This is a genomic window from Lacticaseibacillus sp. 30, assembly GCF_053819265.1.
In genome coordinates, this window is the sequence record NZ_JBSOQX010000002.1 from 20,471 (window position 1) to 35,756 (window position 15,286).

A 15,286-nucleotide genomic window follows, 5' to 3' on the forward strand; every position below is an offset into this window, starting at 1 on the left:
GAAAAGCCGGTTGCCCGGCTTAGAAAAACGACAGTGGTAATTGATGCGACAAACGAGGATGTGACGCGTCACAGAAGGCTCAGAAAAACTTGTTGCGCCAAAATTGAAAGGCAAGTACCACCGCAATGGCAACGGAAATGGCAATGGTGATAATCCAGCTCACCTTCATATCAGCCAAAGGGAGATGAACATTCATCCCGTAAAACGAGAAGACCAAAGTGGGAATGGTTAACAAAATTGAATAAGAAGTTAGGAACTTCATGACGCCGTTCATGTTATTGTTAATAATTGACGAGTAGGTGTCCGCCGTTTCGTTAATAATAGAATTGCTAATTTGTGCCATTTCGATGGCTTGTTGATTTTCGATGATGGTGTCTTCCAGAAAGTCTTGGTCGTCTTCATCCAAACCAAGAGGATTGCTGCGTTTTAATTGTTCGAGGACGTTGCGGTCGGTCCGCAAACTCATCATAAAATAAACCAGTGACCGTTGAATGCCCATCAAGCCGTAGAGTTCTTCGTTGCGGAGGCTGCGTTGCAGTTTATTTTCATTGGCTTCGCGTGCCTTGTTTAGATCACGTAGGTAGGTTAGGTAACTGATTGAAATCTGGTAAAGGAACTGCAGCACGGACCGATTTTGTCGGCGAGGGTCGAAGTTACTGACTTTACCTTCTGCAAAAAGACTGAGGAGTGGAATCGGCTCGCCGTTGATGGTGATCACCGCGGTATTAGTGATGATGATCGCTAGCGGAGCCGTTTCGTACACCACCTTTTTACGTGCGTCCCGTGTGACGATGGGCATGTCGAAAATAAACAGATGGCTATCATTATCTTCGTCGTATTCGTAACGGGCGCCTTCATCGGGATCAAGGCCGTACAAAAGGAAAGCTTCTGAGAGCTTAGCTTTGTCCTGTAGTTGCTGACGTTCTGCAGGAGTAGGATCAACCACATTGATCCAGACCCCTGGACTGATGCGGGATTGCTGGTTCAGTTGACCGGTTTTGTCATCAAATCGATAAATTGCAAGCATAGCGGGCTCCTTGGCTTTTTCTTTTAGTTTACAACAAGCAACAGCAGGATGCAGGAGGGAAACACATGCGTAAGCGTGAAACAAAAATTCATTTGGCCGCAGCACAAGCACCGCTTTTTGCTTGTCCAGTCTGTGGCCAACCATTACAGGTGACAGCGGGATCGTTGGTTTGTGTCAACGGACATGTACGCGATTTCAGCCACAAAGGGACGCTGAACTTCCTGAATCAGCAAGTAGCCACCGAATACACGACGCCGATGTTAGCCGCACGACGGCGAATGTTGAACGCTGGTTTGTTCACCCCATTTTTGGCAGCTATGGCAGCCAAACTTCCGAAACATCAACGACTGTTAGATGTCGGCTGCGGGGAAGGCACGCCGACTGCGTATTTGGCCGAGGCGGGTCAACAAACTGCCGTGGGTTTTGATATCTCATCACCGGCGATCAATCTAGCAGGCGGCTTAGCGGCACCAGTTCTGTTTGCGGTTGCGGATCTGGCCCACCTGCCTTTCGTTAACGATGCATTTGATACCGTGACCGACATCTTTTCGCCAGGTAATTATCGTGAATTCAGACGTGTGCTGCGTCCTGATGGTCAGCTATTGAAAATTATTCCGCGGGCGGGTTATCTTCGAGAAATCCGGGAAGGCTTATACTCGGGGACGGCTAAGGCTGTGTATAACAATGAGCCTGTCTTAAAAAGGTTCTTAGCAGCTTTCCCTGATGCGAGTCAGGAGACAATCACCTACGATTTTCCGTTAGCGCCAACTCAATTTGGCGATTTAATGGCCATGACCCCGTTAACGTGGCAGGCGCCCGCCGATCAACGCGACCAAATGCTTGCTGCACCGCCGATTAGTATCCATATTGATGTTGATTTGCTCACTGTGTCGCATCTTGTCAAGTAAAAGGGTTGTAAACATCGATGGCTGGTGTTAATATTCCTTTAAGCTATTTATTTTTAACTTTTATCAGGGCTAGCTTTTGGGTAATTGATAAAAGTTTGCGATAAATTACTTCACTAACGTATCGCTTCGCTGAGTGCGCTCCGAAGCAATGCGTTTTTTTCTTGCTTATTTTTACAAATTGACCTGTCCACAAGGCCTGTTCGTGCAAGTTAAATGTGCTAAACTTAAACCACTTGCGTTGAAGGGAAGATAACATGGCGAATCACATTGTTTTATTTGAACCGCTGATTCCGGCAAATACCGGGAACATTGCCAGAACCTGTGCAGCAACGAATAGCTATTTGCATCTCATCAAGCCACTGGGATTTGAGACAGATGATAAGCATCTGCGTCGTGCAGGTCTGGATTATTGGCAACGCGTCCGGATCATCTATCATGATAGTCTGGATGACTTCATGGCAACCGTTAAGGAACCGCAACACCTTTACCTTATTACTAAGTTTGCTGATCAGACATACTCAGACCGAGATTATGCCGACATTGATCAGGATCATTATTTCCTTTTTGGCAAAGAGACGACGGGATTACCGGAAGGCTTCATGCGCGATCATGTCGATCAGTGCTTACGTATTCCCATGACTGACAACGTCCGCGCGTTGAACTTGTCAAATTGCGCAGCATTGGTCATTTATGAAGCTTTACGCCAGCAGCATTTTGCAGGACTTGAAACATCACATACGTACGAGCACGACAAATTAAAGTAACCCAACAATAGAAGTGTGCGAGCTGGCTCGAGTAGAAACTGGCGTGTGAATGGCTTTGACCGTTATGGAAAAGGACGCTTACAAGAAGGTTTCTCGGTTGGCAAGCGCGTTTAGGAGGCTGTATTTATGGAAACAAAACGTTACCCTATCGCGGTTGAATCTTTTCACTATGATTTGGTTAAGCAAGGAACACCGGTTAAGAACGACTTGCAAGTTGCCATGCGCCAGATTGAATGGTCAGATCCCGCTAAACAAGATGAGTTGAAAAAAGGCAATCTTTTTCAGATGATGATTCCATTTGACGTTGTCCCTGACGATGCCGGTTTTGAGATTTCTGGCAAAATTACCCAGATCGTGCAGGTTTTGGATTATTTTGGTGAGGCAAATGAATTGCCGCAAGCCGAACTTGGCAAACTAAGCCGACCATTGGTTGAAACCATTGAAACGTTGACTTACCAAGTGACCGCAGTTGCCTTGGATCAAGGGGTTAACCTTCAGTTTGGTGCCAGTGATGAACAGCCGGGCCAAACAAAATAAGACAAAGTTGAGTCATGATGAAAGGCGGCCGTTATCAGCCGCTTTTTTGATGAGCGCGAATGCATTCTGACGACAGGCGTTGTCTTTTAGCTCAATGATCGCTGAATCATCATGGCTTTTTATTTGCGAGTTCAGCTCGTGTATAATAGGCGGGTATGAAAGGAGCATCACGATGGCACAGAAACGCAGCGGACGCAAAAGCCCGCGCAGAAAACGACCTACCAAACAACAACAGCACACCCTTAGTTGGGTCGGTGCGTTATTTGTGGTGTTCGCCAGCTTGGCATTTTTCCGGTTAGGCATTGTCGGAACCGTGTTTGCTAATGTTTTCCGATTGGTTGTTGGTGATAGCTTTCTAGTTGTCAGCGCAGGGATGATCCTGATGGGGATTTGGTTTCTCTTCGCAGATCGATTGCCGAAATTGGCACGGCATGTGTGGGTTGGTCTGGCAATTATCTTAATTTGTGCCTTGGTACTGTTAAGCGCAGGCACCATGACCACATTGAATGTGCACAGTCATTATTTGTTGGCGACCTGGCGCCTACTTCAAAATGATTTCGGCCTAATGACGACGGCCTCTAGTGTTGGCGGGGGATTGATCGGGGCGGGTTTGTATGCGTTACTTGCCCCTTTACTAAGCAGCATCGGTGCAACGATTCTTGCATGGCTAGGCATCGTTGTTGGTACATTAGCTTTTCTAGGTGTGGGTGCGAATCAGGTTTTTAATTGGTTGCAGCGGTGTGGGCAAGCTTGTAAACATGGCGTGATGCAGGTACAAGCAGCCGTGGCGGCTATGAAAAAAGAACGCGCGCAAAAAGCGGCTGCCCAGCAGAAAAAAACCGTTTCTGCGAAGCCACAGACAACTACGCCGGTTACCGAAAACGAAGCACCCAGTGAAACACCTGATCACCAGGATGATTTCACGATTAACGGGCCGGCACCGGTTCACGAATCGACGCAACCGGCTCCCTTGCCACGCACAGAACCTAAGCCACAGTCAGCTACGACTGCGCCACAACCTGAGCCTAGTGAAGCGGCATCTGGACTTGATGCAGACGATCCTTCCACGAATTATCAGTTGCCTGATCTTGACATGCTGACAACGATTCCGCCAGTTGATCAAAGTGCTGAATACAAGGCGATCAAAACAAATCGGGTTAAACTAAAAGAAACCTTTGAAAGTTTTGGGGTTCATGTTGCGGTTAAAAGTGCCACACTTGGACCATCGATTACCCAATACGAGATTCAGCCAGCGGTCGGCGTTAAGGTTTCAAAGATTGTCAATCTTTCGGACGATCTGGCCTTAGCTTTGGCAGCAAAGGATATCCGAATCGAAGCACCGATTCCTGGTAAATCATTGATTGGGATTGAAGTGCCAAATCAACACATTGCAACGGTCGGCTTCAAACAAGTCATGGCAGAAACGCCGAAGTCGCCTGATCGCCCATTAGTCTTACCATTGGGCCGCGATGTGAACGGCAAAGTCGTGACTTTTGATTTGACAAAAATGCCGCACTTGCTGATTGCCGGCGCCACCGGTTCTGGTAAATCAGTCATGATCAACGTCATTTTAACTAGCATTTTAATGCGAACGAAGCCAAGTGATGTTCGCTTAATGTTGATAGATCCTAAACGGGTTGAATTGTCGGTATACAACGGCGTGCCGCATCTATTAACGCCGGTTGTGACAGAAGCTAAACGGGCGCCAAGTGCGCTGAACAAGATTTTAACGGCTATGGATGAGCGGTATCAACGTTTTGCTGCGGCTGGCGTGCGGAATATGACCGAATTTAATCAAAAGGTGGCGGCTGATCCGACAAGCGGCCAACAAAAGATGCCGTATATTGTCGTGATCATAGATGAGTTGAGTGATTTGATGATGGTGGCAGGTAACGAAATTGAAACTGCCATCGTCCGCTTGGCTCAAATGGCACGAGCAGCTGGTATTCACGTCATCATTGCGACACAACGGCCGTCTGTGGATGTCATCACTGGGCTAATGAAAGCGAATATTCCCTCGCGGATTGCTTTTGCAACGTCTAGTGGCATCGATTCACGAACTATTTTAGACAGTAACGGTGCCGAAAAACTTCTGGGTCGCGGTGACATGCTCTTTTCACCAATTGGGGCATCTAAACCGATGCGAATTCAAGGTGCCTTCATACCATCTGTGGACGTTGAGCGAGTTGTTAAGGCAATTACTGACCAAGTTTCACCTGCATATGTGGAGAGCATGACGCCAACGGAAAATACGGAGGCTGAGAAACCCGGTGATTCAGAGGATGAGCTATATGATGATGCGAAGGCGTTTGTCATTTCACAGCAGAGTGCCTCGACGTCAATGCTGCAAAGACGCTTCCGAATTGGTTACAATCGAGCAGCGCGCTTGATTGATGATCTTGAAGCCAATCAAATTGTTGGGCCAAGTGAAGGCAGCAAACCGCGCAAAGTCTTTGTGACGCCAGAACAAGTAACGAATGGTACGCCATCATAAGGAGTTTTATGCGAAAAGAAATGAAACCGGGTGTTTGGTTGATTGTCTTGCCGACAACGCAATTTAAAACCACCCGCATCAATGTGCAATTTTTAGCGCCGTTGCAACGGGCAACAGTGACTAAACGAACATTATTAACAAGCCTGTTAGAAACGAATAGCGCTGTCTATCCGACGCAAGCAGCTTTGTCAGCACATCTCGAGTCGCTCTATGGCGCTAATTTCAGTATTGGCGTGGCCCGTGAAGGCAAGTTGCATCGAATTGGCGTGACGATGAGTACCGTGGATGATCGGTTTACCGATACGCCTTTATTGCCTCAAGCAGCGGCCTTCTTACGCACCATCTTGTTTGAACCCAACATGCAGGCGGGTAGTTTTGACGAAGCCACTTTTGCGCGGGAAAAGGAGAATTTGGATCATTATTTAGCCAGTCTAGATGATGATCGCCAAACCCAAGCGGCGCTGGGAGTGCAGCAACTATATTTTGGAGCTGATCAGGATCAGGCTATTCCGAGTTTTGGGACGCGGGAAGATCTTGCATCGCTGACGGCGTCCAGTTTGGCTGCTTACTATCAAGAAATGATGCAGCATGATCAGGTCATCATCACGGTGTTAGGGGATGTTGATCCTAAGCAAGTGGCAGCATTATTTGCTGATTGGCCACTTGATGCTCGGTCACAAACCGTACCAGCAGTGGCGTTTGATTTACCGACGCATCCAGATGTGCTGACCCAAACAACCAAGGTGAATGCGCAACAGGCCAAGTTTGACTTGGCTTATCATGTTGAAACTGATTTGATGGGACCCAAATATGCAGCAACATTGGTGGCAGAGGAATTATTTGGCGGCTCGAGCTTGTCACTTCTATTCACCAATGTCCGCGAGAAGGCTAGTTTGGCTTATTATGCGAGCTCCATGTTCGATGCTTTTCGCGGCTTGATGCTGGTTCAAACCGGAATTGAAGGAAAAGATCGTCAGCAAGTTGCTGATCTTATTCGTGATCAGTTGGCCGCAGTGGTCAATGGCGATTTTTCTGACGCCCTATTGAAGGCCGTGAAGGACGGCATTTTGGATCATCAGCGTGCCGCCTATGACAGCCCACGGTTTTTGACAAACCAGGCGTTGTATCAGTTGTTAGTACCAGATGCGCCACAGAATTTTGATGAGTTTGCTCAGCGGATTAAGGCGGTTGATCGCCAAGCTGTTCAACAGGCCGCCGCAGATATGAAATTGCAGGCCACCTATTTCTTGACTGGGGAGGATAGCGAATGAAGACACAGTATTTTAGTGATGTCGATGAAACGGTGATCACGACCACGCTATCGAACGGGCTGCGATTGCAAGTTGTGCCTCGCCCGGCGTATCACAAAAGCTATGCGATCATGACAACCGATTATGGTTCGATTGATACGCAATTTGCACCAGATGGCAAACAGATGGTGACTTATCCGGCCGGAATTGCCCACTTTCTTGAGCACAAGCTATTTGAAAAGGAAGATCATGATGCCTTTGATCTTTTTGGTGAAACTGGGGCATCAGCAAATGCATTCACGAGTGCGACCAAAACGAGTTTTTTATTCTCTACGACAACGCAGCTGACGAAGAACTTACAGATTTTACTGGATTTTGTGCAAACGCCATTTTTTTCTAAGGCATCAGTTGCTAAGGAGCAAGGCATTATCGGGTCAGAAATTCAAATGTATCAGGATGATCCAGGGTGGCGCGGTTATGCCGGTTTGTTAGAAAACCTTTTTCCAAACCATCCGGCGCATGTTGATGTGGCTGGCACAGTGGCAAGCATTGCCCAAATCACGCCGGGAATGTTGTATACGATTCATCGGGTTTTCTATCAACCAAGCAACATGACGTTGATTGTTGTGGGAAATATTGACGCTGATGCCATTATGGCTTTTGTTGCGGCTAATCAAGCAGCCAAACAGTTTCCGGCGCCACAGGCGATTGTGCGTGGCGTTCACGCGGATTTGCAGACGGATGATATCGTGCCATATCGCCAGTTGGAGATGCCAATTAGTCGCCCAAAGACACTGGTCGGCATCAAAGGGCAGGTTGCGATTCCTACGACGGCTGAGGGCTGGCGGTACCAATTAACCATTCGGCTCTTGCTAGAAGTTCTGTTTGGCGATTCTTCCCAGTTATATCAAGATTGGTATGACCGAGGATTGATTGATGACTCATTTGATTTTGATTTTACGAACCAGCGCAGCTTTAGTTATGGCTTGGTCGGTGGTGATACCGATGATCCGCATGCATTAAGTGATGCGATCAAACATGTGTTGCTAAACGCAGCGACGCAGCCGGATTTGACCCGCGACCGGGTTGCTCTAATTAAGCGGGCGTCACTGGGTAAATACTACGCTGGCCTTAACGGACTGAATGGTGTGGCCAATCAGCTAAGTGCGTTGAGTTTTGGCCAGGCGAGTTTGTTTGATTTCCCCGAGATTTTGAGCAGCATCACGCTAGCGGATTTACAAGCCATGATTGATCAGGTTTTTCAGGCGAAAGCATTGACCGTTTTAGATATGATTCCGGAGGCAGATTGATGCGAGCAGCTTTGATTGTTGGTGCGTCGGGTGACATTGGCCAAGCGGTGGCTAAAAAGTTGGCCCACGATGGCTGGTCATTGTACCTGCACTATTTTGAACACGAACAAGTGGTTACCAGCCAAATTGCGACTTTTCAAGCGGCGTATCCGAATCAGGATTTTATTCCGTTACAGTATGATTTAACTGATGATCGTCATTTGGATGATTTGACGGCCCAGCTTTTTAGCTTGGACGCGGTCATTTTTGCGGCAGGGATGACGTATTATCATTTATTTAAAGATACAACCGTTTCTGAATTAACAACTTTGATGCGCGTGCATCTATTGACGCCGATGGCTCTTTTAACGAAGATCGAGCACAAATTAGCACAGTCCGGTCATGGCCGCGTTGTCTTTATCGGGTCTGTCTATGGTGGCGCAGGTTCAGCGATGGAAGTGGCCTATAGTACTGTCAAAGGCGCGCAAAGTGCCTTTGCAAAAGCCTATGCTCAGGAAGTGGCCAGTCTGGGCATCACGGTCAATGTGGTCGCGCCAGGTGCAGTGACAACAAAAATGAACACTAAAATGTTTGATCAAGCGACCTTGACCAAGGTTCGAGAGGAAATTCCTGCTGCACGATTTGCGACCCCACAAGATATTAGTTACTATGTGACTATGCTAGTTGCAAAAGATGCTGCTTATCTAACAGGACAAACTTTATATGTTACAGGTGGCTGGCGAATCTAGGAAACAAAGGATTTCTTAAGGCTTGCAGTTGGTTTTTCATGATATACTGAAAATGGTCAATAAAAAATAGCGGGTGAATAAAACTTATGGATGAAATTGGGCAAAAATTACGGGACGCCCGGATTCAAAAAGGCTATACGATTGATGATCTTCAACAGATCACCAAGATTCAAAAACGCTACCTGATCGCGATCGAAGAAGGTAATTTTGATGCGCTGCCAGGCGACTTTTATGTGCGTGCCTTTATTAAACAATATGCTGACACTGTCGGCCTTGATGGGGATGCGTTGCTGACGCAATTCCAGCAGGACATCCCGGAACCTCAACCCCAAGAGTATGCAGCACAATCAGTTGAAAATAAGACTCGGGCAACCCGCGCCGAAGAAGCGAGTCCGGTTAACCGTTTGCGGCGTTATTTACCGCAAATTGCGATTGCTGCAGTTGTTGTCGTGGCAGTCATTGTGATCTATGTCATCATGTTGGTTTACCAATCAGGACCCAAGCAAACGATCCCGACAGATTCAGAAAGTGTTGCGGTCTCATCGAAGCGTAGTACATCCAAGACTTCGAAATCGTCGACATCTTCGAAAACAAGCAAGACATCATCGGCTTCTAGTTCTTCGAAGACTGCGGAGAAGTCGTCCAAGAAGAGTACTAAAAAGAGTTCGAAATTGGACATTTCTGTAGCGGATGCCAATGGTGCTACTCAGGCAGTTACTTTAAAGAATCTGCCGAAGACGGGTAACAAGTTAACGCTTGGTGCAACCGGCGCCACTGCTTGGATTTCAGTGATTGTGAACGGCTCAACGACGTGGCAAGGTTCATTGACATCAGGTAATTCGCAAGAAGTGACATTGCCAGACAACGTCACGACATTCCAAGTGCGGTCAGGCAATGCAACTGCGACCACCATCAAGCTCAATGGTCAGAGTGTTGATATCTCAAAGGGAACCAGCATCGTACGGACCATCACCTTCACGGCTGATGCAACAGAAAGCGAGGGTTCGCAAGAATGAATCTTCCGAATAAATTAACGCTCATCCGAATTTTTCTGATTCCTGTTTTCACGATCCTGCTGGCACTTGATTGGCCGGCTGGGTATCTGACACTTGCAGGAACTAAGGTCGCCTTGAGCTGGTTTATCGCGCTGATTATTTTTATTGTGGCCTCTTTAACCGACTTTGCTGACGGTCAAATTGCCCGACGCAAGCATTTGGTCACTAATTTCGGTAAATTTGCCGATCCACTGGCTGACAAACTGTTGGTTATGACTGCCTTCATCTTTCTGACGGCCAATGGTCAGATTCCAGCATGGGGAACCGCGATTATCCTGTGGCGTGAATTAGCCGTAACCGGATTACGCTTATTGCTTTCAAACGAAGGTGAAGTCTTAGCAGCGGCTTGGCCGGGAAAAATCAAAACAAACGCGCAAATGTTTGCCATTATTTTCTTGATGCTAAACAACGCATGGTTTAACAATATCAATGTGCCGTTTGCACTGATCCTGTTCTATATCGCCGTTTTCTTCACGATTTACTCAGGTGTCGAATACTTCTACAAAAACCGTGGTGTGTTCAAGGACTCATTCGGTTCAAGTCATCAATAATAAGTTATTCAAATACCCAGGCAGGTGCTTGGGTATTTTTGTAGAGCGCGAGCAGGCCCGTTTAGAAACCGGAGCATAAGTGGCCTCAAGCCTAACTGGCAGGGCTTTGGCCAGTTAGGCTTGAGGCCCTTATGTGCAGGTTTCTGGGCCTGCGAGCGCGTTTGCGAGCGCAGCGTGAAGTCGCCACTAACCTAAGCTGGGTGGGAGCCCCACCAGCAAATACGGAGATCCCTATGTGCAAGCTTTTGGACCAGCAGGCCCGGTTGCGAGCAAAGCATGAATCAGCCAACAAAAATTGCACGCTAATCTTAGTAAAGATGTATCTAAGCACCATACAGCTATTTAGTTGCAACTTTTTTTAAAAATGTCAGGTCAAGTACCTTAAAAAACGAATTCTATTGTTAGGTGGGAAAAGTATGCAAGCAGAGATTATTGCTGTCGGGACAGAGATCCTGATGGGACAGATTACTAACACAAATGGTGCCTATATGGCTAAGCAACTGACAGCACTGGGTATTGATAGCTACCATCAACAGGTGGTGGGAGACAACGGTCCGCGACTTGAGGAGGCCATTAAGTTGGCGGAAAGTCGCAGTAATTTAGTTATTTTGATTGGCGGGTTAGGACCGACACCAGATGATCTGACCAAGCAAACATTGGCAGCGCACTTGAACCGCAAATTGGTTGAAGATCCTGCCGCTATGGCTAAATTACAGGCGCGCGCCAAGCAACAGCAGCGGCCAATGACGCCTAATAATCAATTACAGGCCATGTATCCGGAAGGCGCCGATATTTTGGTCAATCGGGTTGGCTTAGCGGTTGGTGCGTGGATCGTCAATGGGCAGCACACCTATGTCTTATTGCCGGGACCACCCAAGGAATTCGTTCCGATGGTTGATCATGAACTGCTGCCGCGGCTAGCAAAATGGAGCGGCCACGCGGAAGTTATGGTCAGCCGGGTCTTACGTTTCTTTGGCATTGGCGAATCGCAACTAGTGACAGATCTGGACGACTTGATTGCCAACCAAACCGATCCGACCATTGCAACTTATATCAAGGATCATGAGGTGACGGTGCGCGTCACTGCCAGTGGCGCTAACGAAAAAGACGCTGATGCAAAGTTAGAACCAATGGTCGGTGCCATCATGGATCGTGATGGTCAATATTTTTACGGCTACGGTGACGACAATAGTTTGGCAAAAGAGCTTGTGAAGACGCTTGCGGCAAATGATATGCAAATTACTGCAGCTGAGAGTTTGACTGCCGGCGCATTTCAAGCAGCGTTAGGCGATGTGCCGGGGGTATCCACTTATTTTAAGGGAGGTTTTGTCACTTACTCACTTGCAACAAAGGCCGCTTTTTTGGCAATTGATGCTCGCGAATTAGCGGCACACGGAGTTGTCAGCGCATTTACAGCCAAGGCGATGGCTGAACATGCTCGGCGTAAGGCAGCGGCGGATATAAGTGTCAGCTTTACCGGCGTTGCCGGTCCAGACACGCTGGAAGGACAGCCTGCTGGTACGGTTTGGATCGGTTTAGCGCGGCGCGGCCAACTGCCTGAAGCACATGTTTACCATTTTCCTGGCGGTCGCAATGATGTTCGGCAGCGTGCTGTGATGACTGGTATGATGCTTGCATTAAGGGCGCTGCAGGCCTAACAGAATCATTCTTTAACACGTTAATACGTCAGGTTTACGCAAGAGGAGGCGGCAGGATGGCAGGAGACGAACGCCAGAAAGCATTGGATGTTGCACTGAAAAAGATTGAAAAAAATTTTGGTAAAGGCGCGATTATGCGAATGGGTGCTAAGGCGGACACGCGCGTTTCCGTTGTCTCTAGCGGCTCACTTGCCGTTGATGATGCACTTGGTGTTGGGGGCTTTCCGCGCGGACGAATTGTCGAAATTTATGGACCGGAAAGTTCCGGCAAAACAACCGTCGCGCTGCATGCTGTTGCTGAAGTGCAGAAGCAAGGCGGTACTGCCGCCTATATTGATGCCGAGAATGCGATGGATCCCAAGTACGCAACTGCTTTGGGCGTCAATATTGACGAATTATTGCTCTCCCAGCCAGACACAGGCGAACAAGGGCTGGAGATTGCTGATGAACTAGTCGCGTCTGGTGCCATTGATATTGTGGTGATTGATTCAGTTGCTGCTTTGGTGCCGCGGGCTGAGATTGAGGGCGATATGGGGGATGCCCATGTTGGCTTGCAAGCCCGATTAATGTCACAGGCGTTACGTAAGTTATCCGGTTCCATCAATAAGACAAAAACGATTGCTTTATTCATTAATCAGATTCGTGAGAAAGTCGGGATCATTTTTGGGAGTCCGGAAACGACACCAGGTGGTCGTGCCTTGAAGTTTTATGCGACTGTTCGGTTAGAGATCCGGCGGTCGGAACAAATCAAGACAGGCGCAGATGTCGTCGGCAATCGCACTAAAATCAAAGTGGTCAAGAATAAGGTTGCACCGCCTTTTCGAACAGCAATTGTGGATATCATGTATGGCCAAGGCATTTCGCAAACTGGCGAACTTGTCGACATGGCCGTTGAGAGAGATATTGTTGAAAAAGCAGGGTCATGGTACGCGTATCAAGGTGAACGCATCGGCCAAGGTCGCGAAAACGCTAAGACATATCTTGATAACCACGCTGATCTTCAGCAGACGATTAAACAACAGGTTCGCGTGGCTTATGGTATGGCAGCCGCACCTGGTCGGGAGACGGCTTCGGTCAGTGAAGATCAACCCGAAATACCTCAACAGGCTGAAGTATGAATCATGAGTCAACTTGCTGTTGTCGGATGTGATGAGTCCGATGGCGCAAGTTTTTTTATCTGAGCGGTCTTAAAGAGATTTGATATATGTTTTATTTTTCTCAGTTCGTAAAAAGCATCACCCAGACTTAAGACTGCTTTAATGCTGGTTTTTAGGCGCCGCTATGCGCCTCCCGCTTCGGTTGACACCTTGCACCCTAGCACGTAAACTAATAGAGGTGTAATAATTTAAAAAAGCATCAAAGATTTTGATCAAAGTTTGATTGAATCGCTTAGATGATGCGGAGGTGAAATGATGAGTTCAGTAACACTGGTCTCAATAACCCTCGCAGCAGTCATCGCTTTAGCGGTCGGTTTATTGATCGGATTTGCACTTCAAAAGAAGCTCCACCAGAACAATTTGGATCGAGCGACGCAGACAGCAGAAGGCATTATTGAGGCCGCTAAAAAAGAAGCAGCGACTTTAAAAAAAGAAAAACTGCTGGAAGCAAAAGACGAGAATCATCGCTATCGAACCCAACTTGAAGATGAATTGAAAGATCGGCGGACAGAAGTCCAGAAGTCGGAACATCGACTGAATCAGCGAGAGGATACTTTGGATCGGCGGGACGATACGCTAGATCGCAAGGAACAAAGTCTTGCTGACCGGGAAGCAAATTTGAACAAGCGGCAGCAACAGCTAGATGAACGTGAACAAGATATCTCTTCAGAAATCAGTAAACAGCACACAGAACTTGAACGGATCGCCGAGTTGACTCATGAACAGGCTCGGCAGCAGATTCTTGACCAGACACAATCAGAACTGACGCATGAACGCGCCGTGATGATCAAAGAAAGCGAAGATGAAGCTAAGGAAGCCGCGGATAAGAAAGCTAAAGTACTGATCGCCGATGCGATTCAGCGCAGCGCTTCTGACATCGTTGCCGAAACGACAGTGACCGTGGTGAACTTGCCAAATGACGACATGAAAGGCCGAATCATCGGCCGTGAAGGTCGAAATATTCGGACACTTGAGACTTTGACAGGTATCGATTTGATTATTGATGATACCCCACAAGCCGTTGTTTTGAGCGGCTTTGACCCAATTCGCCGGGAAATCGCGCGAATTGCTTTGGAAAAACTCATTCAAGATGGTCGGATCCATCCAGCACGAATTGAGGAAATGGTTGATAAGGCGCGCAAAGAAATGGACGACCGGATTCGTGAAATTGGTGAACAAGCCATTTTCGACGTCGGTATCCATAATATGCATCCCGATCTGATTAAGATTTTGGGCCGATTGCACTTCCGTACGAGTTACGGTCAGAACGTTCTGGATCATTCGATTCAGGTCGCCAAACTGACTGGTGTGATGGCTGCTGAATTAGGAGAAGATGTCACCTTAGCGAAACGCGCGGGGTTATTACATGATATAGGCAAGGCGCTTGACCATGAAGTTGACGGATCTCACGTTGAAATCGGGGTTGAGCTGGCAACGAAGTATAAGGAACCAAAGACGGTCATCAACGCCATTGCATCGCATCATGGTGACGTTGAACCAACCAGTGTCATTTCGGTACTGGTTGCCGCAGCAGATGCGATTTCAGCTGCCCGCCCAGGCGCGCGGTCGGAATCGCTTGAAAACTATCTTCATCGTTTGGAGAAACTAGAAGCAATCGCCAACAGTCATGCTGGCGTGGATCATAGTTTCGCTATTCAAGCAGGTCGAGAAGTCCGGGTCATCGTCCAACCGGAAAAGCTCTCTGATGATCAGAGCGTCATCTTGGCCCGTGATATTCGCAATGAAATTGAAAAAGAACTGGAGTATCCAGGCCATATCAAAGTCACCGTGATTCGGGAGACAAGGACTGTGGAATACGCCAAGTAAAAAACACAGTACCCACCAGC

13 protein-coding genes are annotated in these 15,286 nt (G+C 47.7%); 12 read left to right on the forward strand and 1 reads right to left on the reverse strand.

Translation table 11 applies throughout. From position 1 onward, the window contains the following. Positions 1–79 precede the first annotated feature (79 nt). The gene (locus ACWPAB_RS01595) at positions 80–1,027 is read right to left on the reverse strand and encodes a magnesium transporter CorA family protein (protein ID WP_003564155.1); all 948 of its coding nucleotides are present in this window, start codon (positions 1,025–1,027) and stop codon (positions 80–82) included. Positions 1,028–1,092: 65 nt separating this feature from the next. Between ACWPAB_RS01595 and ACWPAB_RS01600 the strand changes: the two genes are divergently transcribed. From ACWPAB_RS01600 to rny, 12 genes are all read left to right on the forward strand, one after another. Continuing rightward, positions 1,093–1,935, forward strand: coding sequence for a methyltransferase domain-containing protein (locus ACWPAB_RS01600; RefSeq protein WP_003569501.1), 843 nt, complete (start codon positions 1,093–1,095; stop codon positions 1,933–1,935). A gap of 254 nt (positions 1,936–2,189) precedes the next feature. After that, entirely contained in the window at positions 2,190–2,699 is a 510-nt protein-coding gene (trmL, locus tag ACWPAB_RS01605) for a tRNA (uridine(34)/cytosine(34)/5-carboxymethylaminomethyluridine(34)-2'-O)-methyltransferase TrmL (RefSeq protein WP_003569505.1), read from the forward strand. Positions 2,700–2,825: 126 nt separating this feature from the next. Beyond that, positions 2,826–3,236 carry a DUF1149 family protein gene (locus tag ACWPAB_RS01610; protein ID WP_003564159.1) on the forward strand — a complete coding sequence of 137 codons (411 nt, stop codon included), beginning with the start codon at positions 2,826–2,828 and terminating at the stop codon, positions 3,234–3,236. Between the two features lie 172 nt (positions 3,237–3,408). Next, the gene (locus ACWPAB_RS01615; protein ID WP_003569507.1) at positions 3,409–5,730 is read left to right on the forward strand and encodes an FtsK/SpoIIIE family DNA translocase; all 2,322 of its coding nucleotides are present in this window, start codon (positions 3,409–3,411) and stop codon (positions 5,728–5,730) included. A gap of 8 nt (positions 5,731–5,738) precedes the next feature. Beyond that, positions 5,739–7,001, forward strand: a complete 1,263-nt coding sequence (yfmF, locus tag ACWPAB_RS01620; RefSeq protein ID WP_003569510.1) for an EF-P 5-aminopentanol modification-associated protein YfmF — start codon at positions 5,739–5,741, stop codon at positions 6,999–7,001. Next, complete coding sequence (gene yfmH / locus ACWPAB_RS01625) at positions 6,998–8,290, forward strand: EF-P 5-aminopentanol modification-associated protein YfmH (RefSeq protein ID WP_003569512.1); 1,293 nt, start codon at positions 6,998–7,000, stop codon at positions 8,288–8,290. Before yfmF ends, yfmH begins: the two co-directional genes overlap by 4 nt. Beyond that, entirely contained in the window at positions 8,290–9,018 is a 729-nt protein-coding gene (ymfI, locus tag ACWPAB_RS01630) for an elongation factor P 5-aminopentanone reductase (RefSeq protein ID WP_003569514.1), read from the forward strand. The genes yfmH and ymfI overlap by 1 nt, the downstream gene beginning before the upstream one ends. An 86-nt stretch (positions 9,019–9,104) precedes the next feature. Further along, positions 9,105–10,034, forward strand: coding sequence for a helix-turn-helix domain-containing protein (locus tag ACWPAB_RS01635; protein ID WP_003569516.1), 930 nt, complete (start codon positions 9,105–9,107; stop codon positions 10,032–10,034). Beyond that, complete coding sequence (gene pgsA / locus ACWPAB_RS01640) at positions 10,031–10,624, forward strand: CDP-diacylglycerol--glycerol-3-phosphate 3-phosphatidyltransferase (protein WP_003569518.1); 594 nt, start codon at positions 10,031–10,033, stop codon at positions 10,622–10,624. Before ACWPAB_RS01635 ends, pgsA begins: the two co-directional genes overlap by 4 nt. 416 nt (positions 10,625–11,040) lie before the next feature. Beyond that, positions 11,041–12,282: a competence/damage-inducible protein A gene (locus ACWPAB_RS01645; protein ID WP_003569520.1), complete on the forward strand. Its 1,242-nt coding sequence runs from the start codon at positions 11,041–11,043 to the stop codon at positions 12,280–12,282. Between the two features lie 56 nt (positions 12,283–12,338). Then, positions 12,339–13,400 carry a recombinase RecA gene (gene recA / locus ACWPAB_RS01650; protein WP_003587498.1) on the forward strand — a complete coding sequence of 354 codons (1,062 nt, stop codon included), beginning with the start codon at positions 12,339–12,341 and terminating at the stop codon, positions 13,398–13,400. A gap of 294 nt (positions 13,401–13,694) precedes the next feature. Further along, complete coding sequence (rny, locus tag ACWPAB_RS01655; RefSeq protein WP_003657913.1) at positions 13,695–15,266, forward strand: ribonuclease Y; 1,572 nt, start codon at positions 13,695–13,697, stop codon at positions 15,264–15,266. Positions 15,267–15,286: the final 20 nt, after the last annotated feature.

Bases quoted from the DNA above. Each gene is read 5' to 3' on its own strand.
- ACWPAB_RS01595 (WP_003564155.1), bottom strand. From the start codon at position 1,027: ATGCTTGCAATTTATCGATTTGATGACAAAACCGGTCAACTGAACCAG.
- ACWPAB_RS01600 (WP_003569501.1), top strand. From the start codon at position 1,093: ATGCGTAAGCGTGAAACAAAAATTCATTTGGCCGCAGCACAAGCACCG.
- trmL (WP_003569505.1), top strand. From the start codon at position 2,190: ATGGCGAATCACATTGTTTTATTTGAACCGCTGATTCCGGCAAATACC.
- ACWPAB_RS01610 (WP_003564159.1), top strand. From the start codon at position 2,826: ATGGAAACAAAACGTTACCCTATCGCGGTTGAATCTTTTCACTATGAT.
- ACWPAB_RS01615 (WP_003569507.1), top strand. From the start codon at position 3,409: ATGGCACAGAAACGCAGCGGACGCAAAAGCCCGCGCAGAAAACGACCT.
- yfmF (WP_003569510.1), top strand. From the start codon at position 5,739: ATGCGAAAAGAAATGAAACCGGGTGTTTGGTTGATTGTCTTGCCGACA.
- yfmH (WP_003569512.1), top strand. From the start codon at position 6,998: ATGAAGACACAGTATTTTAGTGATGTCGATGAAACGGTGATCACGACC.
- ymfI (WP_003569514.1), top strand. From the start codon at position 8,290: ATGCGAGCAGCTTTGATTGTTGGTGCGTCGGGTGACATTGGCCAAGCG.
- ACWPAB_RS01635 (WP_003569516.1), top strand. From the start codon at position 9,105: ATGGATGAAATTGGGCAAAAATTACGGGACGCCCGGATTCAAAAAGGC.
- pgsA (WP_003569518.1), top strand. From the start codon at position 10,031: ATGAATCTTCCGAATAAATTAACGCTCATCCGAATTTTTCTGATTCCT.
- ACWPAB_RS01645 (WP_003569520.1), top strand. From the start codon at position 11,041: ATGCAAGCAGAGATTATTGCTGTCGGGACAGAGATCCTGATGGGACAG.
- recA (WP_003587498.1), top strand. From the start codon at position 12,339: ATGGCAGGAGACGAACGCCAGAAAGCATTGGATGTTGCACTGAAAAAG.
- rny (WP_003657913.1), top strand. From the start codon at position 13,695: ATGAGTTCAGTAACACTGGTCTCAATAACCCTCGCAGCAGTCATCGCT.